At 39.3% G+C, this 23,721-nt stretch carries 19 protein-coding genes; 8 read left to right on the forward strand and 11 right to left on the reverse strand.

Annotated features, from left to right (window positions below; genetic code table 11):
• The first annotated feature begins 39 nt into the window (after positions 1 to 39).
• Both EL17_RS06440 and EL17_RS06445 read left to right on the forward strand, forming a co-directional pair.
• Entirely contained in the window at positions 40 to 3,306 is a 3,267-nt protein-coding gene (locus EL17_RS06440; protein WP_035071583.1) for a VCBS repeat-containing protein, read from the forward strand.
• 105 nt (positions 3,307 to 3,411) lie between these two features.
• The gene (locus EL17_RS06445) at positions 3,412 to 4,764 is read left to right on the forward strand and encodes a vanadium-dependent haloperoxidase (protein ID WP_316932653.1); all 1,353 of its coding nucleotides are present in this window, start codon (positions 3,412 to 3,414) and stop codon (positions 4,762 to 4,764) included.
• A gap of 210 nt (positions 4,765 to 4,974) precedes the next feature.
• Here the strand turns inward: EL17_RS06445 and nadD are convergent, their stop codons facing one another.
• The 4 genes from nadD to EL17_RS06465 form a co-directional block, all read right to left on the reverse strand.
• A complete protein-coding gene (gene nadD, locus EL17_RS06450) occupies positions 4,975 to 5,541 on the reverse strand; it encodes a nicotinate (nicotinamide) nucleotide adenylyltransferase (protein WP_035071585.1) in 567 nt (188 codons plus the stop codon).
• A 70-nt stretch (positions 5,542 to 5,611) separates the two neighbouring features.
• Positions 5,612 to 6,184, reverse strand: coding sequence for a guanylate kinase (gene gmk / locus EL17_RS06455; protein WP_035071588.1), 573 nt, complete (start codon positions 6,182 to 6,184; stop codon positions 5,612 to 5,614).
• A 10-nt stretch (positions 6,185 to 6,194) separates the two neighbouring features.
• Positions 6,195 to 6,464: a mycothiol system anti-sigma-R factor gene (locus EL17_RS06460; protein WP_035071590.1), complete on the reverse strand. Its 270-nt coding sequence runs from the start codon at positions 6,462 to 6,464 to the stop codon at positions 6,195 to 6,197.
• 25 nt (positions 6,465 to 6,489) lie between these two features.
• Complete coding sequence (locus tag EL17_RS06465) at positions 6,490 to 7,083, reverse strand: sigma-70 family RNA polymerase sigma factor (protein WP_035071593.1); 594 nt, start codon at positions 7,081 to 7,083, stop codon at positions 6,490 to 6,492.
• 136 nt (positions 7,084 to 7,219) lie between these two features.
• Between EL17_RS06465 and EL17_RS06470 the strand changes: the two genes are divergently transcribed.
• Complete coding sequence (locus tag EL17_RS06470) at positions 7,220 to 8,065, forward strand: lysophospholipid acyltransferase family protein (protein ID WP_035071596.1); 846 nt, start codon at positions 7,220 to 7,222, stop codon at positions 8,063 to 8,065.
• A gap of 77 nt (positions 8,066 to 8,142) precedes the next feature.
• Here the strand turns inward: EL17_RS06470 and EL17_RS06475 are convergent, their stop codons facing one another.
• Complete coding sequence (locus tag EL17_RS06475) at positions 8,143 to 8,640, reverse strand: hypothetical protein (RefSeq protein ID WP_164674969.1); 498 nt, start codon at positions 8,638 to 8,640, stop codon at positions 8,143 to 8,145.
• Between the two features lie 348 nt (positions 8,641 to 8,988).
• On the opposite strand from EL17_RS06475, the gene EL17_RS06480 reads away from it, so the two are divergent.
• From EL17_RS06480 to EL17_RS06500, 5 genes are all read left to right on the forward strand, one after another.
• Complete coding sequence (locus tag EL17_RS06480) at positions 8,989 to 11,241, forward strand: ATP-dependent helicase (RefSeq protein ID WP_035071602.1); 2,253 nt, start codon at positions 8,989 to 8,991, stop codon at positions 11,239 to 11,241.
• A 115-nt stretch (positions 11,242 to 11,356) separates the two neighbouring features.
• Positions 11,357 to 12,052 (forward strand): DUF4290 domain-containing protein, encoded by a 696-nt coding sequence (locus EL17_RS06485; protein ID WP_035071606.1) that lies wholly within the window; start codon positions 11,357 to 11,359, stop codon positions 12,050 to 12,052.
• On the forward strand, positions 12,052 to 13,359 hold the full coding sequence (murA, locus tag EL17_RS06490) for a UDP-N-acetylglucosamine 1-carboxyvinyltransferase (RefSeq protein WP_035071610.1): 1,308 nt from the start codon (positions 12,052 to 12,054) through the stop codon (positions 13,357 to 13,359). The genes EL17_RS06485 and murA overlap by 1 nt, the downstream gene beginning before the upstream one ends.
• Before the next feature lie 230 nt (positions 13,360 to 13,589).
• Positions 13,590 to 15,470, forward strand: coding sequence for an alpha-amylase family glycosyl hydrolase (locus EL17_RS06495; RefSeq protein ID WP_035072131.1), 1,881 nt, complete (start codon positions 13,590 to 13,592; stop codon positions 15,468 to 15,470).
• Between the two features lie 314 nt (positions 15,471 to 15,784).
• The gene (locus tag EL17_RS06500; protein ID WP_035071613.1) at positions 15,785 to 16,447 is read left to right on the forward strand and encodes a hypothetical protein; all 663 of its coding nucleotides are present in this window, start codon (positions 15,785 to 15,787) and stop codon (positions 16,445 to 16,447) included.
• On the opposite strand, the gene EL17_RS06505 is transcribed toward EL17_RS06500, so the two are convergent.
• The 6 genes from EL17_RS06505 to gldA form a co-directional block, all read right to left on the reverse strand.
• Positions 16,444 to 17,751 carry a M23 family metallopeptidase gene (locus EL17_RS06505; RefSeq protein ID WP_051719831.1) on the reverse strand — a complete coding sequence of 436 codons (1,308 nt, stop codon included), beginning with the start codon at positions 17,749 to 17,751 and terminating at the stop codon, positions 16,444 to 16,446. The two genes, EL17_RS06500 and EL17_RS06505, sit on opposite strands and share 4 nt — an antisense overlap.
• Before the next feature lie 370 nt (positions 17,752 to 18,121).
• A complete protein-coding gene (locus tag EL17_RS06510; RefSeq protein ID WP_035071615.1) occupies positions 18,122 to 18,682 on the reverse strand; it encodes a type 1 glutamine amidotransferase domain-containing protein in 561 nt (186 codons plus the stop codon).
• A 360-nt stretch (positions 18,683 to 19,042) separates the two neighbouring features.
• Positions 19,043 to 20,167 (reverse strand): DNA polymerase III subunit beta, encoded by a 1,125-nt coding sequence (gene dnaN / locus EL17_RS06515; protein WP_035071618.1) that lies wholly within the window; start codon positions 20,165 to 20,167, stop codon positions 19,043 to 19,045.
• A 99-nt stretch (positions 20,168 to 20,266) separates the two neighbouring features.
• Positions 20,267 to 21,967: a gliding motility-associated ABC transporter substrate-binding protein GldG gene (gene gldG / locus EL17_RS06520; protein WP_035071620.1), complete on the reverse strand. Its 1,701-nt coding sequence runs from the start codon at positions 21,965 to 21,967 to the stop codon at positions 20,267 to 20,269.
• Entirely contained in the window at positions 21,964 to 22,686 is a 723-nt protein-coding gene (gene gldF, locus EL17_RS06525) for a gliding motility-associated ABC transporter permease subunit GldF (protein WP_035071622.1), read from the reverse strand. The genes gldG and gldF overlap by 4 nt, the downstream gene beginning before the upstream one ends.
• The gene (gene gldA / locus EL17_RS06530) at positions 22,679 to 23,596 is read right to left on the reverse strand and encodes a gliding motility-associated ABC transporter ATP-binding subunit GldA (RefSeq protein WP_035071624.1); all 918 of its coding nucleotides are present in this window, start codon (positions 23,594 to 23,596) and stop codon (positions 22,679 to 22,681) included. The genes gldF and gldA overlap by 8 nt, the downstream gene beginning before the upstream one ends.
• Between the last annotated feature and the right edge of the window lie 125 nt (positions 23,597 to 23,721).

Below are 23,721 nucleotides of genomic sequence, written 5' to 3' on the forward strand. Positions count from 1 at the left end.
AAGAATATCTGAAATACACCGAAAAATCAGTTTATATAAATGAATAAAATCAAGACGCTTTTCTTACTTGCATCCATTTGGTCCTGTAGCCAACAGGGAGAAAAAGAAAAAATGTTTTCCCTTTTATCTCCAGCAGAAACAGGTATCCACTTCAGTAACGACCTGGAGGGGACCGAAGAATTGAATATATTAGAGTACCTCTATTTTTACAATGGTGGCGGTGTAGCAGTAGGGGATGTGAATAATGATGGATGGGTGGATATTTACTTCACCTCCAATCAGGGAAGTAATAAACTTTATATCAATAAAGGCAACTTCCAATTTGAAGATATCACTGAGGCTGCTGGAGTCAACGGCGATGGCGGTTGGTCTACTGGTGTAACCATGGCTGATGTGGATGGGAATGGATTTTTAGATATTTACGTGTGTCAGGTGGGTGACTACAAAACCTTATCCGGAAGCAATAAACTTTACATGAACAATGGAGATGGCACTTTTACCGAAAAAGCAAAAGAATATGGGTTGGACTTCATTGGATTTTCTACCCAAGCCCTCTTTTTTGACTATGATAATGATGGCGATCTAGACCTTTATCTTTTAAACCATTCCGTTAAAAAACCGGAAGTTTTCGCTAGCGCGCAATCTAGGAACCAACTCCAGGATCCTAAAGGAGGAGACCGGCTTTATAAAAATTTAGCTTCTGAAGGTCAATTTGGATTTGAAGAAGTCACACAGAAAGCTGGTATATATAGTAGCAGCCTTGGGTTTGGTTTGGGTATAGCAGCCGTAGACATCAATCAAGATGGCTGGATGGATCTATATATTTCCAATGATTTTACTGAAGATGATTACTTATATGTAAACAATGGTGACGGAACGTTCCAGGAAGTATTAGAGAAAAGTATCACCCAAACCAGCCGGTACAGTATGGGAAACGATATAAATGACATCAATAATGATGGTTTTCCCGATATTTTTACCACAGACATGCTACCCGAGGATCCACGCATATGGATGAAATCAGTCGGTGAGGACAAGACAGAAGTATATGATGTAAAAACCCGGTTTGGCTATAAGGACCAATATGTAAGAAATCACCTGCAACTGAATTTGGGAAATGGATCATTTAGCGAAATTGCGCTTTTGACTGATACTTATGCTACGGACTGGAGCTGGTCTCCTTTGATATTTGACATGGATAACAGTGGCTTTAAAGATATCCATGTTACCAATGGTATCTATAAAAGACCGAATGACCTTGATTTTATCCAATACAGTCAAACCCCTGCCCGGCTATCCGCAAAAGAAATTGCCCAACAACAGATTGAAATGTTACCCACTGTGAAGCTAGCTAACTACACTTTCAGAAATATGGGAGGGTTGAATTTCGAAAATGCATCTGCAGAATGGGGACTGGACCAACTTTCCTACTCAAATGGATCTGCATACGTAGACCTGGACAATGATGGGGATCTCGATCTGGTGATCAATAACATTAACCAGTCTGCCTTTATCTACAAGAACAACAGTGAAAAAACGGGCAACCATTATTTGCAGATAGACCTGTTACAAGATGCCCTTAATACTTCAGCTGTGGGAGCTGAAGTATATGTGGAATTAGATAAAGGTATGCTGCATCAGACACTGATAAACAGCAGGGGCTTTCAGTCCAGTGTAGGCCATACCCTGACTTTTGGATTGGGAGCAGATCCAAAAATCAAAAACTTAGTGGTTATATGGCCAGGTGGTGAAGCAGAAACATTTCTACCCCCTAGTACTAACCAAAAAATCATTCTTAAAAAAGGTAGCGGGAAAATTTCTGCCAGGCCCATTTTAAAAGAAAATACTCATTTAAAAATGAGCATTTTCCCAGTCGACTATCAGCATAGGGAGAATGCTGAATACCGTGATTTTTCTAAAGAATACCTCATCCCCCGCAAATATTCCACCGAAGGGCCTGCTATTGCAATTGGTGATGTAAATGGTGATGGTTTAGAGGATATATATTTAGGAGGAGCTAAAAACCAATCAGGTGAACTATATACCCAACAGAAAAATGGTAGATTTCAGAAACACATGGTACCACATTTTGAAGAGCTGAAGATGGCAGAAGATGTAGATGCTGTTTTTTTGGACATTAATAATAACGGCTATTTAGATCTATATGTAGTGAGTGGCGGTAATGAAAATGCGGAAAATCACCTATACAATTTTGATAGGGTATATATTAATGACGGAAAAGGCAATTTTAGCTTCTCGCCTAAGTCGTTGCCCAGAATAGGAACAAACGGAAAAACTGTAGCGGCTGGAGATTTTAACGGTGATGGTTATACTGATTTATTTGTAGGAAGCAATATTGCTCACGGTCAATATGGCAAAACGCCTGAATCGTACCTACTGCTCAATAATAAAAGTGGAGGGTTTATTACCGCTACTGACCAATATGCACCGGAGCTCAAACAGGCCGGAAAAATAAATGCATCCCAGTGGTATGATATTACAGGAAATGGTGCCCTAGACTTAATAATAGCAGGCGAATGGATGCCACTGCAAATTTATCAAAATGATGGAAACGGTCATCTAACACTCATGAATCTGCCAGGGCTAAGTGATCATAAAGGCTGGTGGAATTCATTGAGCATATCTGGAGAAGGTGCAAACATTAGAATTATAGCAGGAAACCATGGTCTGAACAGTAAATTGAAAGCAAGCAAAGAAAAGCCACTAAAGTTATATCTAAAAGATTTCGATGGAAATAATCAACTGGATCCCATCCTGTTTCATTATATGGGTGAAAGCCTGGTACCTTTTGCTTCCAGAGATGACCTGATCAAGCAAATCCCCTCGCTAAAAAGAAAGCATGGATCGTATGACGAATATGCCGGATTAGATCAACCTTCAAAATTATTTAGTGATGAAGAACTAAAAGATGTTATAATATTAGAAGCAACCCAGTTACAATCCGGAATCTTCAGGTATACAGGGGAAGATTTTTTATTTGAACCCTTCCCCCGTGAAGCTCAGTTTAGTCCTATTTTAGATATTGCAGAAATAGATAAAACCGGAATGATCATTACCGTAGGTAATTTTTATCATTATAGGAATGATATCGGAAAAGCTGCGGCTAAACCATTTAACCTATTAAAATATAATGAAAACAGGCTAGTTCTACAGGCTGCTGCTATAAACCACAAAGACTATTGGGGGGAATATAGAAAGATAAAACCGATAACCATAGGAAATAGAGTCAAATGGATAGCCCTTCGAAACGATGACAAACCTATTCTAATTGAATTAAAAAAATAAATGCACCTTTATAGCCATAAGTTTTAAATTATTTTATATTTGAGAATATAATTAATACTATTGATAATTAGCGTGTTAAACAGCAGATTATTAATAAAAAGAGAGATGATGAAACGCCCAAATAATCTGTTCCTGATTTTACACTTATTTCTATTGCTACATTTTACTTCTTGTAAGGAAAATATAGAATATGTAAATACCTTATCAGGAAGTGAAGCGCTTAATGATGGAAACAAATACATCACAGAGGTAATGATCCATGACATCTTCTCTCCTCCAGTCGCTTCCCGGATCTATGCTTATCCAAATATCGCTGCCTATGAAATAGCAGTCATGGCAGATCCAAAGTATAAATCTCTTATGGGTCAGTTAAATGGTTTTGAACCTACAGATTTTGATATACCAGATGAGATACATTTCCCACTTGCTTCGATCACGGCCTTTTATGAAGTAGGTTTACAACTGGTTTTTTCAGAGGATAAATTGATTGAAAAGAGGGATCTTATATATTCAGATATAAAGAAAAAAGGAATCCCTGACCAAACCTATAATAATTCTATAAAGCTGGGCAAAGCAGTGGCTGACCATGTAATGGCCTATGCCAAAAAGGATAATTACCATCAGAGCAGGTCGTTTGAAAAACACACCATCCGCAAAGAGGAGGGCACTTGGCAACCTACACCTCCGATTTATATGGAAGGTATAGAGCCCCATTGGAGAACTATAAGACCATTCTTTCTAGATTCTGCGGCTCAGTTTAAATCTGTCCCTCCCACGACATTTAGTAAAGAAAAAAATAGTCCTTTTTATAATGAGGCCCTGGAAGTATTCAATATTACCAATAATCTGACCAAAGAGCAGACGGATATAGCTATGTTTTGGGACTGCAACCCTTACAAAATGAATGTGAAGGGTCATGTGATGTTTGCGGAGAAAAAAATCACTCCTGGAGGTCATTGGATGGGCATAGCTTCCATAGCAGCCAAAGCAAGTAACCTGGATTGGAAAAACACCGCTGAAGCTATGGCTTTTACAGGACTGGCGATAATGGACGGTTTTATTGCCTGTTGGGATGAAAAGTACAGAAGTGTTCTTATCCGACCTGAAACTTATATCAACCAACATATTGATGAAGATTGGCTACCGTTATTGCAGACTCCACCCTTCCCTGAATACACCAGTGGGCATAGTGTTATTTCTACTGCTGCCTCTAAGGCATTAACGCATCTGTTTGGCGAACCTTTTCATATAGTAGATTCTACAGAAACAGCATATGGCTTACCAGTTAGAGAATTTAGCTCATTTAAATCCGCAGCAGCAGAGGCTGCCATTAGCCGGCTCTATGGTGGGATCCATTATATGCCCGCTATAATCCATGGGCAGACAAAAGGTGCTAAAGTGGGAGATCTTTTAATATCCAAGGTAAAGACTCGGAATGATAATTTAGCTGAAAAGTAAAGAGGCTACATTTTTCCCTGCTACAGCGACGTATTTTTTTTACAGAAATGTTCACAGCGCTAGCCACTAGTAATCATCGTTTTTTTAGTAATAGTACGATACTATATTTGAAAAGCAATATCTTAAAATAAAAATTCCAACAGCTCCTGCCCAATATAGTATGTGACCGCGGTATATAAAGGCCAAGCTCCTTAACACTGTAGTCAAAACCTACTGAAAAAACTTCTTATCCATAATATACTCCTCTGTAGCAGGATGAAGTAAGTATTTGACTGAAAAACCATTTTTTATAGATTTCCTGATGAAGGTAGCGGAGATATCGATAAGTGGGGCTTCCACATACCGGACATTTTCGTGTTCAAATTCTTTTGAATCTCCGGGCCTGGGATAGATGTACAAACCGTAATACTGCAACACTTGTTCTGCGTTTTTCCATTTATGGAAATGCTTCATATTATCACCCCCTATGATAAGTTTAAAATCGTGCTGGGGATGTTTATCGGAAAGAAGTGTCAATGTATCAATCGTATAACTTGGCCTAGGCATATGAAATTCAGCATCGCATGCCCTGAAATGAAAATGGTCAGCTATTGACAATTCGACCATTCTTATCCTATCTATTTCATGCAAAAGTGATTTTGGGTTTTTAAAAGGGTTTTGGGGAGAAACTACATACCATACTTCATCTAGGTCTGTTTGGTCCACCATCACATTTCCGATTATAAGGTGACCTATATGAATAGGATTAAAGGATCCGAAAAACAAGCCGATTTTCATATTTTATTAAAGTGAAATAATTGCATTTATTTCAACAGAGCTGCCATACAGCTAACTTCCACTCCTATTATCATTTGGAAAGAAAATCGTTTACAAGGGACTCCGCTTCCTGAAAAGATTTATCCATATTGTCATTGACGAGAATCACATCAAATTTATCGGCAAAGGTCATTTCAAATTTAGCTTTGTAGAGCCTTCTGGATAAGCTTTCTTCGGATTCAGTACCACGGTCTTTCAGTCTTTCTGTCAGGGCTTCCATAGAAGGGACTTTTACGAATATGGCCAGTGCTTTATCTCCAAAATACTTCTTTAAATTGAGTCCGCCCTTTACATCCACATCGAATATGACATGATGTCCTTCATCCCATATACGCTGTATTTCTTCTTTGAGGGTTCCATAAAAATTACCTTCATACACTTCCTCCCATTCTATAAAATCGTTTTTATCAATTTTGCTTTTGAACTCTTCCGGAGTTAAAAAATAATAGTCTTTTCCATTTTGTTCCGCTCTCCCTCTTTTGTCCCGGGTACAGGCAGAGATTGAAAATCCCAACTTAGGGTTCATGGATATTAAATGTCTGACTATAGTAGTTTTTCCAGAACCCGAAGGTGCTGAAAAAATAATTGCTTTTCCTGATGGCATGAATTGATGCTTATTTAATCTCTTCTATTTTTTGACGGATATTCGAAGCCAATTCACTGGGTACCGGCTGTTTGGTACATTTTGTTTTAAGTACTTCCCGGATTGCCTGCTCAAGATTATAGTATTCGAAGCAGGGCTGACATTTAGCTAACTTATGGTCTAATGTGCCATTTGAGTCAGACTGCTCCTGTCCATCCAAAATGCTTTCCAATAACTGAAAGCACTTACTGACATCATCACACTTAAGCTTCCTTTCTGGTGGGTTTAAATCTTTTTCCATTTTTTCTTTATCTCACTTACTTACTTTAGTCTTCATTATCAGTGTCATACCCCATATCTTGGGCGTAAGAACGCAATTTATCTTTCAATAAGTTCCTTGCCCTATGTAGTCTTGATCTCACCGTACCGATTGGGATATCCAATATTTTGGCCATTTCTTCATAAGTGAACCCTTCCAGGTCACAGAGAATGATTACCGTCCTAAAATCCACAGCTAAACTGTTAAGGGCATTGGAGATTTCATCTCCGATCATGTCCTTTACCGTGTCTACCCTTAGATCGGAAGTAATATTATAATCAACACTGTCTGAGTTATAATAAGTTTCAACCTCCTGATAATCTACCTTTGCCGGCTGTTTGCTTTTTTTACGGTATTCATTAATAAAGCTATTTTTTAATATCCTGAACAACCAAGCTTTTGCATTGGTGCCCTTTTCAAAAGAGTTTATAAAACGATATGCCTTCAAATAGGTATCCTGTACCAGATCTTTGGCATCATCCTCATCGAAGGTAAGCCTATAACCAAAGTTATACATCGAGTCTATGTGGGGCATAAACTCGTTATCGAAAATGTCGTTTTTATCCTTATCGGAATATTTTTTTCTTTGCACCTCTGACATAAGCTTCAAAAATACTAATTGACTTAAATTATAACTAATTTTTGACAAGAAAGTCATTCAATTTGATTTATTTTGAGATCAAATCATGCTGAAACCTTTTCATCAATGGTATAAATTTAACACAAATATAGCTTGAATGTTCCTTTTCCGGATTATATCATATTTACCGCTTAACATCCTTTATCTTTTTTCTGATTTCATATACCTTTTAGCATGCTATGTATTTAAATACAGAGCTAAAATCATCGATGACAATCTGCTTCACGCATTCCCTGAAAAGACAACCAAAGAAAGGGCCTATATTAAAAAGAAATTTTACAGAAACTTTACTGATTCTTTAGCTGAAACAATTAAATTCCTTACCATTACAAAAGAAGGACTTGCAGAACGGATGACTCTGATCAACGCTGACCTCGTCACAGATAGAGTCAGAAGAGGAGAAACTGTTATCGGTATATGTGGACATTTTTTCAATTGGGAAGCCAATCTCCTTGCCTTTACATCATCTTTACACGATAAATGCGAGGTTGTTTACCTGAAGGTAAACAATCCATTTTTTGAAAATTTCATGTATGCAATGAGAAGCAGGTTTGGAGGAAACCTGGTAGAGAGAAGCCAGTTTCAGAGAAATTTCATTAAAAAAAGAAATGAGCCCAGGCTCATAGTACTGGCAGCTGACCAAAGGCCGCATCATGCTGACATACGTTATTGGGCCACATTCATGAACCGTGAAACCGCCTTCTTTGAGGGAGCTGAAAAATTGGCCAAAAAATTCAACAATCCCGTTATATTTGGAACAGCTCACAAACCTAAGCGCGGCCATTATGTGTTTACCTATCAGTTATTGGCAGAGCCCCCCCATGATCAGCAGCCCCATAGTATTACAGATAGATTCATTGAACTAACCGAACAAAACATACGTGAGGAACCTGCGCTATATCTTTGGAGCCATAATAGATGGAAAGAACAAAGGTTGAAATAAATCATAAAAAGCTTATAAATAAAAACCAATTTCATTTGTAATAATGCATATCCTTATATCCCTAATAGTTTAAGCTTCTAAAAACTAAGCACCAATCCACTATTGGCAGGATTAACTTTTAAATCCAATGATGCCGTACCAGTGGCAGATTGGAAAAGCTGCTTATTATAAAGATTGACTGCGGACTGCCTATTTGCTCTGGAGGCATTTAACAAGATCCCTCCTGAAATCAATGAGACTAATGAGGGCCCGGCTAGAATTACACCGTTATGTCCCTCATCAAACAGAAGAACTGCCCCTCCTATCAAACCCAGACCACCCGCTATCGTCAACCCTGTACCTATTCCCCTCTGTATATTGGCTTTTTTTAAAAGGTCCTGAAATTTTCCTTGATTACCCAGAAGTGATGTTAACTCACGGTTACTTAACCTGGTACCGTCCTGATAATAAGACATAAACCTAAAAAAATTTTGTGCATACCGAAGCTCTATCAAAGGTTCAGCATCAGGCAATGCCACCTCTTCATAAAGCCCCCTAATATTAAGTATTAACCGCAATTGAGCGATTCCTGTCATACGCAGCCAGATATCCAGACCCAACAGCCGCTATCGTAACCTACTTATATCCGATAAGCTAAAGCTTCTTGAATACTTGGTTTCTATAAAAATCCCTTGCCCCATAACTTTTACAGAAATCAGAAAAACCATAAAAATCAATATACATCTAATAAACCTATATTTTAATAAAGTAAAAAGAACATTCACTAGAACTAATAAAATAAATATAGCCAATCGATTTTAATATTCTATCAATTACCATTTTAGATTTTATACTTTTTTCAAACTAGTGGTTTACAACCCCCATCTATCCGTATAAAAGTATTAAATTTGAACCATCTTACCAGATTGGAGATTAGTAAAAACATGGATTACCTAGAAGGATTAAACCCTCCCCAAAGACAAGCTGTAGAACAAACCGAAGGACCTGTGATGATCATCGCCGGTGCAGGCTCAGGCAAAACACGGGTACTGATGTACCGTATCGCACATCTTATACATGCCAAAGGAGTGGATCCTTTTAATATCCTGTCCCTAACCTTTACCAATAAGGCTGCCTCTGAGATGAAACAAAGGATAGAACGTGTCGTTGGTCTAGAGGCGCGCAATACATGGATGGGAACCTTCCACTCCACTTTTGCGAAAATACTCCGCGTAGAAGCAGATAAGCTAGGCTATCCTTCAAACTTTACCATCTACGATACAGATGACAGTAAATCGCTCATCCGGTCTGTAGTGAAAGAGATGAAGCTCGATGATAAGGTCTATAAACCTAATACAGTACTATCCCGAATATCGGGGGCCAAAAACAGATTAATAGGCTGGCAAACTTATCTGAATGACCCTTATATCAAAGCTGATGATGATGCCGCCATGAAACCCAAGGTAGGTGAAATATATAGAGTTTACCAGCAGCGACTATTCAAATCAGGAGCCATGGACTTTGACGACCTCCTTTTTAATACCAATGTCTTGTTCAGAGACCATCCCGACGCACTAAATAAGTACCAGCAACGGTTCAAATATGTCATGGTGGACGAGTTTCAGGATACCAACTTATCCCAATACCTGATCACCAAAAAACTGGCAGCAGTCCACCAAAACATCTGTGTGGTAGGTGACGATGCGCAGAGCATCTACGCCTTCCGGGGTGCGGATATACAGAACATATTAAATTTTGAAAAGGATTATCCGGATCTGTTTGTGGTAAAGCTGGAACAAAATTACCGATCTACAAAGACCATAGTAGAGGCGGCCAATTCTATCATTGCCAAAAACAAAGCACAGCTAAAAAAGGATGTCTGGACAGAAAATGTCACGGGAGATCTGATAGAACTCTTCAAAGCTGCCTCTGATAATGAAGAAGGAAGAATAGTGGCAAGCACTATTTTTGAAGAACGGAACAACAAGAAGCTCAACAACAGTGATTTTGCCATACTCTATCGGACCAACTCCCAGTCAAGGGCGATGGAAGAAGCTTTGAGAAAGATGAGTATACCTTACAAAATAGTAGGAGGATTATCTTTCTACCAAAGAAAGGAGATCAAGGACCTGATGGCATATATGCGGTTTGCGGTGAATTCTGTGGATGAAGAAGCTTTCAAAAGGATCATCAATTATCCTAAAAGAGGTGTAGGTGACACATCTGTAGAGAAAATGATGATCGCTGCCTATGAACATGATATCCCGCTATGGGAGGTGGTAAATAATTCTTCCAGTTTTCTAACAGGAAGAGCGGCTAATTCAGTACATGATTTTGCCACCATGATCAAAAGCTTTAAGGTCGAGATAGAGAGAAAAGATGCCTTTGAGTCAGCATCTACCATAGCCAAACAATCAGGATTGCTCAGAGAGCTCTATGAAGACAAAACCATAGAGGGTCTAAACCGCTATGAAAACGTCCAGGAACTCTTAAATGCAATTAAGGAATATGTAGATAATTCGGAGAATGAGGACAAAAGCCTTGGGGCTTTCCTACAGGAAATAGCATTACTTACAGATAATGATAGGGATAAAGACACTACTGATTCAGTGACCTTGATGACCATTCACTCTTCCAAAGGACTTGAATTCAAGCAGGTTTTTGTGGTTGGCTTGGAGGAAGATTTATTCCCCAGTCAAATGATGATGCAGAGCAGGGAAGATCTGGAGGAAGAAAGAAGGCTATTTTATGTAGCCACTACCCGTGCCATGGACAAATTGTACCTAAGCTATGCATTAAGCCGATATCGTTATGGTCGCTTGCTTAATTGCGAACAGAGTAGGTTTCTGGAAGAAATAGATCCTTTACATATCAAGGTGAACAAAAAAATGGCAACAGCCTTGGCCAACTCGTTTAGGAACAGCTATGCAGATGAAGGATCAGCCAGTTTTAAAGGGCTAAAAAAACCGGAACTGCGCACCGGTACGGCCAAATTGCATACCCCAAGTCCAGATTTCAAACCTTCTAATACCAATAACCTTCAGGAAGGCCAGAAAATAGAACATCCTAAGTTTGGATATGGGATGGTAAGCAAAATAGAAATCGAAGGAGCCAATAGAAAAGCAGTTATAAGTTTCGATAATTTTGGGGATAAGACATTATTACTTAGCTTTGCAAAGCTCCGAATAGTGGAGTAATTGATAATACCCCAACACAGACCGTGGGTCTGAAATATTAAATATTAAAGCTTCTCCTGATATTGACTTATTTTTTGTAAATTAAGAGGTCAGTAATATAAAGAGGGGGAGCATTATGGAAGATAATTTAAGGCATAATAATCCATTTATTTTGAAAGAATACGGCAAGAACATCCAAAAACTGGTAGAGTATGTTCAGACAGTGCCAGATAAGGATAAGCGTACGGAATATGCTTATACCCTGGTGGACCTGATGAAACAACTCAATCCCCAACTAAAGACAGAAAATGACCAAAAACTATGGGATGATCTGTTTATCATGTCCAACTTTGAGTTAGACGTAGAGGCCCCTTTCCCTATGCCTGAAAAAGAGCTTCTGGGCAAAAGGCCTAAAAGGCTTGGGTATCCTCAAGGGGAAGTTAAATTCAAACACTACGGCCGAAACATCGAAAAACTGATAGAAAAAGCGATAGAAATAGAAGATGATGAAGAGCAAGAAGTAGCCATCATCTATATAGGCCAACTGATGAGAAGTTTTCATTCTACTTGGAACAGGGACAATTTTGATGATGCCATTATCCTAGACGATATCAAAATACTATCCAAAGGCAAACTTCATATTGATCTGGAAAAAGTAAAAGAAAATGGTCTTTTCGAAACCAGTACCAGAAGAGATTTTAAACCTACCTCACAGCCTTCGGACGAGCAAAAAAATACCTCCAATAACCGTAGAAACTATTCCAACAATAACGGAAATGGTAACAACAAAAAAAGAAATTCAGGAGGAACTTACAAAAAACGCAGAAATTAATGTCTTCATTTAGAGTAAAAGGAGGATTAAAACTGAAAGGTGAAATCACTCCGCAAGGTGCCAAAAACGAAGCACTCCAGATTTTATGTGCCGTATTGCTGACAGATGATCTGGTTACCATACATAACATACCTAACATACGTGATGCTAATAAGCTAATAGAGCTCTTGGCTGATATGGGCGTCAAAGTCAATAAAATAGGACCAGACAGCTTTACTTTCCAGGCAGATGATGTAAATTTAAAGTACCTTGAAACTCCGGATTTTTTAAAAAAAGCTTCGGCATTAAGAGGTTCTGTTATGATACTAGGGCCACTCTTGGCCAGGTTCGGAACAGGTAGGCTTTCTAAGCCAGGAGGAGATAAAATAGGAAGAAGGAGGCTGGATACACACTTTTTTGGTTTTCAGAAACTTGGTGCCAAATTCGAATATGATGCGGCCCAGGAAATCTATAAAATAGATGGACAAAACCTTAAAGGCGCTTACATGCTATTAGATGAGGCTTCTGTGACCGGTACTGCCAATATAGTAATGGCCGCATCTATGATAGAAGGCAAAACTACGATATACAATGCTGCCTGCGAACCTTACCTGCAGCAGCTCTGCGATATGCTGAACAGGATGGGTGCAAAAATTACAGGAATAGGCTCTAACCTACTCCATATCGAAGGTGTAAAAAGCCTAAGCGGTACAGATCATAGGCTGCTTCCTGATATGATAGAAATTGGATCTTTCATTGGCCTAGCCGCAATGACCCAATCCGAAATAACCATTAAAAATGCACAGATCGATAGATTGGGCATTATTCCTGATACTTTTCGAAGGATGGGTATTAAATTGGAATTTAGAGGTGATGACATTCATATACCTGCCCAGGACCTATATGAGATCGAGACTTTCATAGACGGTTCTATCCTGAACATATCAGATGCGATATGGCCCGGATTCACTCCAGATCTATTGAGCATTGTATTAGTAGTGGCTACCCAAGCAAAAGGTACCGTCTTGGTACACCAAAAAATGTTTGAAAGCCGTCTGTTTTTTGTAGACAAACTTATCGATATGGGAGCACAGATCATCTTATGTGATCCACATAGAGCTACAGTTATAGGCCTCGAAAGAAAAAATAGATTGAGGGGGATAAGAATGACCTCCCCAGATATTAGGGCTGGTGTATCCCTGCTTATAGCGGCTCTTTCTGCAGAAGGCACATCTATTATTGATAACATAGAACAAATCGATAGAGGGTACCAGTACATCGACCAGCGGCTGAACGCACTGGGTGCTGATATCGTGAGACTGGACTAAGCGATCCTTATTTCAACAAAGAGCCTCTGATCTGAGGCTCTTTTATTTATTTTACCATACAAACCCAATAGTTCTATAGCATTCTTAATATTCAAATAGAGCATTCCATTTAATGCAAATAAGTAGTGGAAATAAAATAGCCCTTTTCAGACATCAACCATTTTGAATATTTTTCATCTTGACCCTCCCTATCTTTGGGTAAAGCCTCTGATCCTTTTTATCTTTGGTCCATGAATAAATCCCTCTTCTCTTTGTCAATGATAGGACTCATTATCTCTAGCATTGTCAGCTGTAATATTTCAAACCAAACCACAGAATCAGAACCCCAAATGGAGCAAGGACACAAGATAGTAGTATATCAGGTTTTCACCCGATTATTTGGCAATACTAATACAAATAATAAACCCTGGGGCACTGCTGAGGAAAATGGCGTCGGAAAGTTCAGCGACTTTACCGACATCGCTTTACAGGAAATCAAAACCCTTGGTACTACCCACATATGGTATACAGGTGTACCGCACCATGCGGTCATCAGAGATTATAGTACCTATGGCATATCTCATGACGACCCTGATGTGGTAAAAGGAAGAGCGGGCTCACCCTATGCAGTGAAAGATTATTACAGTGTAAACCCTGATCTCGCAGATGATCCAGCCAAAAGGATGGAAGAGTTTGAAGCACTGATCCATCGTACCCACCGCAATGGCATGAAAGTCATCATCGATATAGTACCAAATCATGTAGCCAGAAAATATGAGGGGCTTAACAATCCGGAAGGAGTGCGCGATTTTGGCGCGGATGATGACACATCGGTAGCATATAAAAAAGATAATAATTTCTACTATATCCCGGGCAAAGCATTTCAGGTACCGGAGCCATTAGGGGGATATATTCCACTTGGCGGCGATGCCCATCCCCTCGCAGATGGTAAATTTGAAGAATTTCCTGCCAAATGGACCGGAAATGGTTCCCGTGAAGCCCAACCTCATTTTCATGATTGGTATGAAACAGTAAAGATCAATTACGGAATTACTCCAGATGGGAAAAAAGATTTCACTGAACTTCCAGCCAATTTAGCGGATAAAGATTATAAGGCCCATTTCGACTTTTGGGCTGATAAAGATGTCCCCAATTCATGGGTGAAATTTAGAGATATAGCCCTGTTTTGGACCAGTAAGGGTGTGGACGGATTCCGCTTTGATATGGCCGAAATGGTTCCCGTGGAATTTTGGAGTTATATGAATGCTGCTATTAAAATGGCAAATCACGATGCTTTTTTATTAGCCGAGATTTATAATCCACAAGAATATCGAAATTATATCCGTCTTGGAAAAATGGACTATTTATATGATAAGGTAGAACTTTATGATACATTAAAAAACATCATGCAGGGAAGCGGCTCTACGGATAACCTGGTACAGATACAAGCAGGATTGTCTGACATCAGCCAGCACATGCTCCATTTTCTAGAAAACCACGATGAGCAGCGTATAGCCAGTCCTGAATTTCTTGGTAATGCAGAACATGCTAAACCGGGAGCAGTCGTATCCGCTACTATAGACCAGGCACCTATGATGATATATTTTGGTCAAGAAGTGGGCGAACCAGGTGCAGAAAATGCCGGTTTTGGTGACCCTAGCAGAACATCCATATTTGACTACATTGGAGTCCCCCATCACCAAAGGTGGATGAACAAAGGGGAATTTGATGGAGGACAACTTAAAAGTTCAGAAAAAGCATTACGGGATTTCTACAAAAGGCTTTTAAACTTTACCATATCCAGCCAAGCACTGACGGGTCAGTATGCAGAAATCCATACCTTTAACAGACAAAATACTGAATGGTACAATGACAAGGTATTTTCCTATGTCCGCTGGTCTGATGGCCAGAAGCTGATTATTGTGAGTAATTTTGACCATAATGATAGCTATGGATTTGAACTACAGCTACCGGCCCATATTATAAAGGAATGGGGCATAGAAGATGGAGAACACCAAACGTCTGAAAAGCTCTATGGGCAGGTCAGTACTAAGCTTAAAGTGAATTCTGAAAATGCCAAAGTAAGAATTGATCTGAAACCATTGGAAAGTTGGATTTTAGAAGTGAAGTGATACTTGCAGGCTAAAAATATGTCCCATATCAGGTGCTGCATAAGCTTATAGAAAAAAGGGAAAGTAGGACTTTCTCTTTTTTCTATTCACCAGGCCACTAATGACCATGAAAGTCTGTATATAAATTTTTTTTCTTAACATTAAATTTAATCGTAGATTTTTTAGCAAATTACTCATCCATGACAATAGCATGTGGGTTTTATTAATGGAAACTGACCAACACACTACCTATAGAACCAATGTAGTTAAAATAATAAAATAATATTCCGCATATATATACGGTGAAAAACCTATATTAGATTAAAATATGTTCCATGAAAAATATTTTCTGCGCCTTAATCTCATCAGTATTGCTCCTCCTAGCATCCTGTAATGATGCATCCAATGAGACCTCTGAAGTTAAATCTTTGCCACTTCAGGTAGCGGAGGCATATGGTATAGGAAATTTTGAAGATATTAATGTTATAGAATATACATGGAACGTACAGCAGGACAGTGTGCGTGTAGGTGTAAGAGACTGGAAATGGAGACCTAAAGAGGTAGAAGTCTATTATAGTGGCCCTGATTCTACATTAACTTTTAACTATCCCTCTGAAACTGCTGATTTACAGACATTTGAGCACAGATTTATAAATGATAAATATTGGCTACTTTTCCCTTTCCAGTTGGCTTGGGACACGGGATATGACTATGAAGAAGTATCAGACCAGGCAGCACCTATAAGCGGAGAGTCTACCACTAAACTGATCATACAGTATAATGAAGCGGATGGATTCACCCCCGGTGATGCTTATGACCTCTATCTTGACGGTGATCTTATGATTAAGGAGTGGGTATTCAGAAAAGGTGGGGCACCTGATGGCAGGGCATTTACTTGGGAAGATGTACAGGAATTTAAGGGGATTAAAATATCAACCTCCAGAACCAATGACACAGGCAAGAAATTTATCTGGTTTACCAATATATCAGTAAATTAGGGAACTTGCTTCCATAGATATCTTCCGGAAGCTAATCTTAATAGCTCCTGATCCCCATAGTGGCCTATCCTTTCGGCTGCTTCATCAGCTACTGTACTTTCAAAAGTAAAGGCGCTTCCCCAATTTTCCCTTAGCTGGGCGTTTTCAGCAATGGTAATGGATTCCAGGGCCGATTCTGCGGGTTCTATCAAAGTATGAAATATAAAAGCTTTTCTATTATCTGGGAGGCTTACCCTTACCCAATCTTTCGTTTTGCCATCTATTTCAAAAACAGTATGTCTGTCTAATGTACGGACTACATCAGATTTCGTAGAAGGTGCTATCCTTATATTGGCAGTATTTCCTTTAATTCTACCATAGAATCCTATGTTCAGGCTATCTGCTAAATTTACGGCCTGTAAAGCGGCGGCTGAATTTAAGAAATGAAAAGGGTCAACAGCACCCCTACCGCCCCCATATATACCAAAGTGCAGATGCGGGGCAGTAGTAATAGCGTTGCCTGTATTACCAACCAGGCCAAGTGTATCTCCAATTTCTACCCGTTGACCAGAACTAACTAACTGACTATCTAGATGAGCATAGTAATAAGAATATCCTCCACCAGATACATTCACTACTTTACCTCCAAGTCTGTTCTCTCCCACTCGACTGACCCTGCCGGAGGTAACAGCTACTACAGGTGTGCCTCGTGGTGCAAAAACATCTATACCTTCATGTTTTCTTCTACCCCCATCTCTACCATCCCCCCAAAAGCTGGCGATATTGCGAGTGGTCTTATCTGGTAAAGGAAAGGCCAGAGAAGCATTATAAGTTATGGTCAAATTAAAGATACCCCCCCGAAACAGTTCGGGTTGGATCCGTATAGCATTCACACCACTGCTTCGGACTGAGTAGGACATTTCATTACCTCCATCGGAAAAGTGCTTTCTGGTAAGTTCTCCATTCGCCCTTACTTCAAAAACATCCATAAAAAACTGGGCATCCGGCTGGGAGATAGGGGTTAAATTAATGGTAATATTCTGACCCTCACGAACATTAAACCTGAGCAACATCGCTTTTGGACTGGACCGGTCAAATGACCCCGTTTCCTGATAGGGCAGGTCCACCATGATAGAATCGCTCATGACAAGGTCTCCTGCTTCTATCCAATCTCTAACCATGGCAGAATTCTGGAGGTTGGCAGAAGTCAGGTTTTGCCGATATTTTTCATAGGGACTGGCTGTGCCCAGTATACGATCTATCTGCGTAGTACCGTTACAGGAAGCAAGAAAAATTATTATAAATAGGTTTATATATTGTTTCATAATCTATCAATGATACTTTCTGAATTATGCCATTATCCAATCATTACATAACATAAAAGGAGGGCAAAGACATTCTAAATTTTATTTGTACAAATAATAACTATGATTTCCCGATAATCATTCTGAAAAATTCATACCAAAAAGTTAAAAAGTCCTAAAAGTATATTATATCAGCACAAATGGCTAAGACTTGACATAAAATTATTATACCTGTTTACATTTTACGCTTATAGCAGAGGGGCTAACAACCTCTTTCATATGAACTATATCTACCCATGTATATTACAAATCATGGTGAAGAAGCAAAAAGTAAACCTAGAATTATATTTTTATAAACCACAAAAAAAGAGGGACATGATCCCTCTTCCATTTATACTGTTTTTTGGTCTTCATGAACACCTTCTCTGATCTCTTCTATCAGCTTCCTATTAAATGCAGGAAGGTCATCAGGTTTACGGGATGTCACCAGTCCAGAATCACATACGCATTCCTCATCTACCCAGTTTACACCGGCATTGACCAGGTCAGTTTTAATGGATGGCCATGAAGTCATCTCCCTTCCTTCCAATGCTCCAGTTTCTATCAGTACTTGAGGACCATGACAGATGGCTCCTATGGGCTTACCACTCTCAAAGAATGATTTGATAAAAGCTACTGCATCCTTATCCATCCTTAATTTATCTGGATTGATTACTCCTCCAGGTACTACCAGCGCATGATAATCATCTGGATGAGCATCTTTTAAGGCTACATCTATGTTAATGGGACTAGTCCAATCTCCGTTTTTCCACCCTTTGATCTCATCAGCTGGAGATATAACATGAACTGTAGCTCCTTCGTTTTCCAATGCTTCCTTTGGGCTTTTTAATTCGCTTTCTTCATACCCGGTATGGGTTAAAATCGCTATTTTCTTTCCTTCTAATCTAGACATTGTATTTGTATTTTGTGGTTATAGTTCGTTACTACCAAAGAACAGGTCAGATGCAATTATGTTTTATATTTTCTTGAAAAATCATTATTATTTATTCAGAAAAACATAGTCTTAAGAGCGAAAAAATAACTTTACAAGGCTATCAAACAAGCTGATATTCATTCTTTTCCTAAATGGTACAGCAGTCAAAAAACCTTATTGCTTAAGTGATCTATTAATATAAACGAGTATGCCCCAGCGGAATAGCTGGGGCATACTCATTTGTAAGATATTTATTATTAAAGATTCATACAGCACCAATATACAAAATGATACTATATAGTACTATTCGTTTTGCCCTTAGCAACTCAGTTATTGTTATTAAACGTAATTATTCAACATCACCGGCATCACCAGCATAAGAATATCTTCATTTTCTCCCTTATCTGAAGGTACGATCAGACCTGCTCTGTTTGGTGCTGAGAACTTTAATGTTACTTCTTTGGCAGATATGTTATTTAACATTTCTACTAGAAATTTTGCATTAAATCCTATTTCTATATCTTCTCCATCATGTTCACAGGAAAGCCTTTCATTGGCCTCATTGGAGAAGTCCAGGTCCTCTGCAGATATCTGTAGTTCACTTCCGGCCAGTTTCAACCTTACTTGATGTGTTGTTTTGTTGGCATATATAGCGATCCTTTTCATTGACCCCATAAATTCCAGCCTATCGATGGTCATATTGTTGTTGTTATCTACTGGAATCACATTCTCGTAATCAGGAAAACGTTCATCTATCAGGCGGCAGATCATCTTGATATTACTGAAGTTGAAGTAAGCATTGCTGCTGTTAAATTCAACTGTCACAGGGACATTATCGGAAGGAAGGGTAGATTTCAGTAAGTTCAGCGCTTTGCGCGGTATGATTATACTAGCTGCATCAGGTGAAGCAATATCCACTCTCCTGTACCTGATCAATCTATGTCCATCTGTGGCCACGAATGTAGCATTGGTAGCACTTAGATTTACATATACACCTGTCATAGCAGGCCTAAGTTCGTCGTTACTGGTAGCAAATATTGTATTGTTGATAGCATTACTAAGGACTTCTGATGACATGTCCACCGCAGTAGCATTCGTCACCGTTGGTATCTTAGGAAAATCTGTTGCATTTTCACCCGCCAACTTATAACGCCCGTTATCGGAACTGATCTCTATACTGTAAGTATCTCTGTCTATGCTGAAGGTTACCGGCTGCTCTGGAAGATTTTTTAGGGTCTCCATAAGAATTTTGGCCGGTACTGCGATATTGCCATCTTCTTTGGCTTCAACATCGATCTCGGTCATCATGGATGTCTGAAGATCAGAGGCTGTAATTGTTAATTTACCTTCCTTGATTTCAAAAAGAAAATTTTCCAAAATGGGAACAACAGGGTTTGTAGTGACCACTCCGTTAATGGCAGAAAGTTGCTTTAAAAGCGCAGAAGAAGAAACAATAAATTTCATATGAAGTCGACTTATTTATCTATGTATGTTATAACAAGGTAAAAATAGAAATAAAATTATAAATGCCCCCACCGGAAAATGATTTATAGCAAAATAATCTTAAATATTATGCCTCTTAATGTATTTACCGTACGTTGACTTTCGCCAAGAAACCTTAATAAATCCAATAAGAAATACTATAAATACAGGTAAAACCACATTTATAGCCTGCCAAAATGTTCTTTGGCTGCGCAGTTTCACCTTATTGAGAGGGCGTATCTGAAACTGTTTTACCCTGCTTGAAATGATCCCCTCTGGGTTGATCATATAATTAACAGCATTCTGCAAAAAAAGCCTGTTGGCATATTCATTTCCAGTATAAGGGTCCCTACCTAGGGACAATGGCTCTCCAGATGCAGGCTGAAGCATACTTTTAATTATATTTCCATCACCTACCACCATCACCATCCCTGTATTGCCTGTTTCTTTAAAACCAGCTTTGTCTACTCCCTCTGGCAGAAACCTATTCCGAAAGAAAGAGGTAAAATCCCCCTCTAGAAGATACACCAGAGGTATCGCTCTTTCCTGAAATAAGGAAATGTCCGGTTCCTGTGCCATATCTTCAAAAGCTACACGTGCAGGTGCAGCCAGTCTTCTCGTATAGTCGCTAGTAAAGACCAGTGGAGTTTTAGTTACTCCATCTGCTTTTACAGTATCTATAGTGCTTACAAATCTGAATATTATCTGGTCCAACCCCTTAGTAATCGGATGATCGGCCATCCTGCCTGCCACTACATAAAAAGGCCAGGGCAGTGGGGTAATCTGGGGCTGTCCTCCAAAGTCCCCTGTCATCACGGGATGATAACCAAAATTAAGGTCCTGCACCAAATCCCTATTTATCCTTACCCCATATCTAAAAAGCAGATCATCTAATCCCGTATCAAAAGGCATAGCTGTAGTACCAGTACCACTTGCCAAGGCCAGATCTACTACCATTTGATCAATCATAAACATCAGTTTACCACCTGACATCAGGTACTGATCTAATAAGTATTTGCTCCTTTCAGAATAGACTACCCTCGGGCCCGCTACGATCAGGACTTCGAAATCTATAAGGTCTTCCACACTTCTAGCTTCTGCAAGGGGTACTTTATATACTTCATGATCTTCCACCAAAGCCTCCACCATACCAAACCCGTCATCTTCTTCCATCTCACCCTGTCCTACGATAAGACCTACCGCATGCTGCTGGGTAGTAATAAGCTTTCGGATCCCATTGATCAGCTCAAATTCCAGATTTTCAATAGAAAGATTAAGTATTTCGTCAGGAGACATTCCCTGCTCCCCTTTCAGAAGCACCACACCTGTTTCAAATTCACTGTCCCTGATCACCACTCCTGGGAAGATCAGTCTGGTAGATTGTCCGCCATCCACTGTAAGGTGGAGATTGGTAGGATTGATGCCATATTCAGAAAGCGTAAAGATGTATTCCTGCTGTTCCTCCCCGGTAAGGGCCAAAGGATCATGAAAATAATAGGAAATACGCTCATTACTATAAGCATTAAAAGTTCTGATGGTCTCTTCTATTTCGATCTGAAGCCTCCTCATCCCTCCCGGAAGTCTTCCTGTGAGTACAATCTCGATTTCTAAAGGCTCTGAAACCTGATCTAAAATTTCCTTAGTAGCCGGGTGAAGTGAATACCTACCCTCTTCGGTTAGATCTATCCTAAAGGCTATATACGTATTAATGATAAATAAAAGGACTAGAGCAGCCGCAATAATAGAAAATACCCTAAAATATATAAAATCCTGTCTTCTCATCTCCTCCTAATGATAAATGCCGTAGCCATAAGAAATATTGTGATAAGGGTCAGAAAATACAATAAATTTAACGAATCAATAACTCCCCTACTCATGCTCCTATAATGGTAACTAAGACTAATATTCTCCAGAAATAAGCTAATGCCACCCGATGCCTGTAAATCTGTCAACGCAGTCAGCCCAAAATAAAAAAGGAAACTGATAAATACTCCTAGAACAAATGCTACTATCTGATTATCTGTCAAAGCAGAACTGAAAAGCCCTATAGCCGTAAATACCGCACCAATTAACATAAGGCCCAAGAAGGACCCAAAAAAACCCGCACTATCTATATTGCCTACAGGATCTCCCAGCTGTACTATACTGAAATGGTAAACCAAAGTTGGCAAAAGCGTTATAACCACCAATACCACAGCGGCCAAGTATTTTGCCAGTACAATTTGAAAAGAATTTAACGGTGCAGTCATCAACAATTCCCAAGTACCACTACGCCTCTCTTCTGCTATCATTTTCATGGTTATGGCCGGCACCATAAATACAAATACATATGGAGTATAAACAAATAATGCTTCGAGATCGGCAAACCCATACTCTAACACAGATGTATCTGGAAATACCCAGACTATTAGCCCTATAGCTATCAAAAAGACACCTAATATAAGGTAACCAGTTATTTGATTGAAAAAACCGTTTATTTCTTTAGAAAGCAGACTAAGCATTTTGCTGGGTTAACTGATGAAATATAGCTTCCAGGTTTTTTTCCTCTTGCTGGATTCTGATTAAAGATAGTTGCCTCCTTTGTATTACCGGGAGAATCTCTTTGCGTAGAGGGCCAGGTTCCTGCGTTAGAAAAACCAATGTATTGTCTTTAAGTGACTCTATCACTGCTACATTTGAAAGATGACTAAACCAGGCCTTATCCAACATTTCTTCCGTCTCCAAAATTAATCTACTCGTGCCTAGCTCACTTTTTAAATTTAATAGAAGATCCTGGGCTACGATTTGCCCTTTATGAATGATGACTACCTTTTCACAGATTGCTTCTACCTCCTGCATGATATGGGTACTGAGAATCAAAGTTTTGTCTCTGCTGATTTCCACTATCAGCTTTCTGATTTCTACAAGTTGGTTGGGATCGAGACCTGTGGTCGGCTCATCCAATATGATAACTTTGGGATCATGAACCAAGGCTTTGGCCAATCCTACCCGCTGACGGTAACCTTTGGATAATTGGCCTATTTTTTTATGCTGCTCGGGCCCAAGACCACAGCGGTCGACCACCAAATTGATGCTTTGCTGAGCATTTCTGCCCTTAATTTCGTATAGTCCCGATACAAATTCCAAAAACTCCCTGACATACATGTCCAGGTATAAAGGATTATGTTCAGGAAGATAGCCTATCATTTTACTGATTTCCTTCGGATGATCCACCACAGAAACTCCGTTTACTATAACATCTCCGTCATCAGGTAGGATAAAACCCGTAGCTATTTTCATAGTCGTAGATTTCCCGGCTCCGTTTGGGCCTAAGAAACCGAGTACCTGACCTTCGTTGGCCTGGAAGCTGATAGCGTTCAATGCTTTCTGTTGATGGTAATTTTTGGACAGGTTGCGTACTTCCAAAGACATATTTATGTAAATATTTATGCAAACAAAAGTAGTCAGATAGAATTACAAACAAAAATAAGGTGAGACTGTTTGCAACTTTAGTTAAATGATCACTATATTATGACGAACTTTTAAAAGTTATAATG

The sequence above is a fragment of the Anditalea andensis genome, from assembly GCF_000714815.1.
GTDB lineage: Bacteria > Bacteroidota > Bacteroidia > Cytophagales > Cyclobacteriaceae > Anditalea > Anditalea andensis.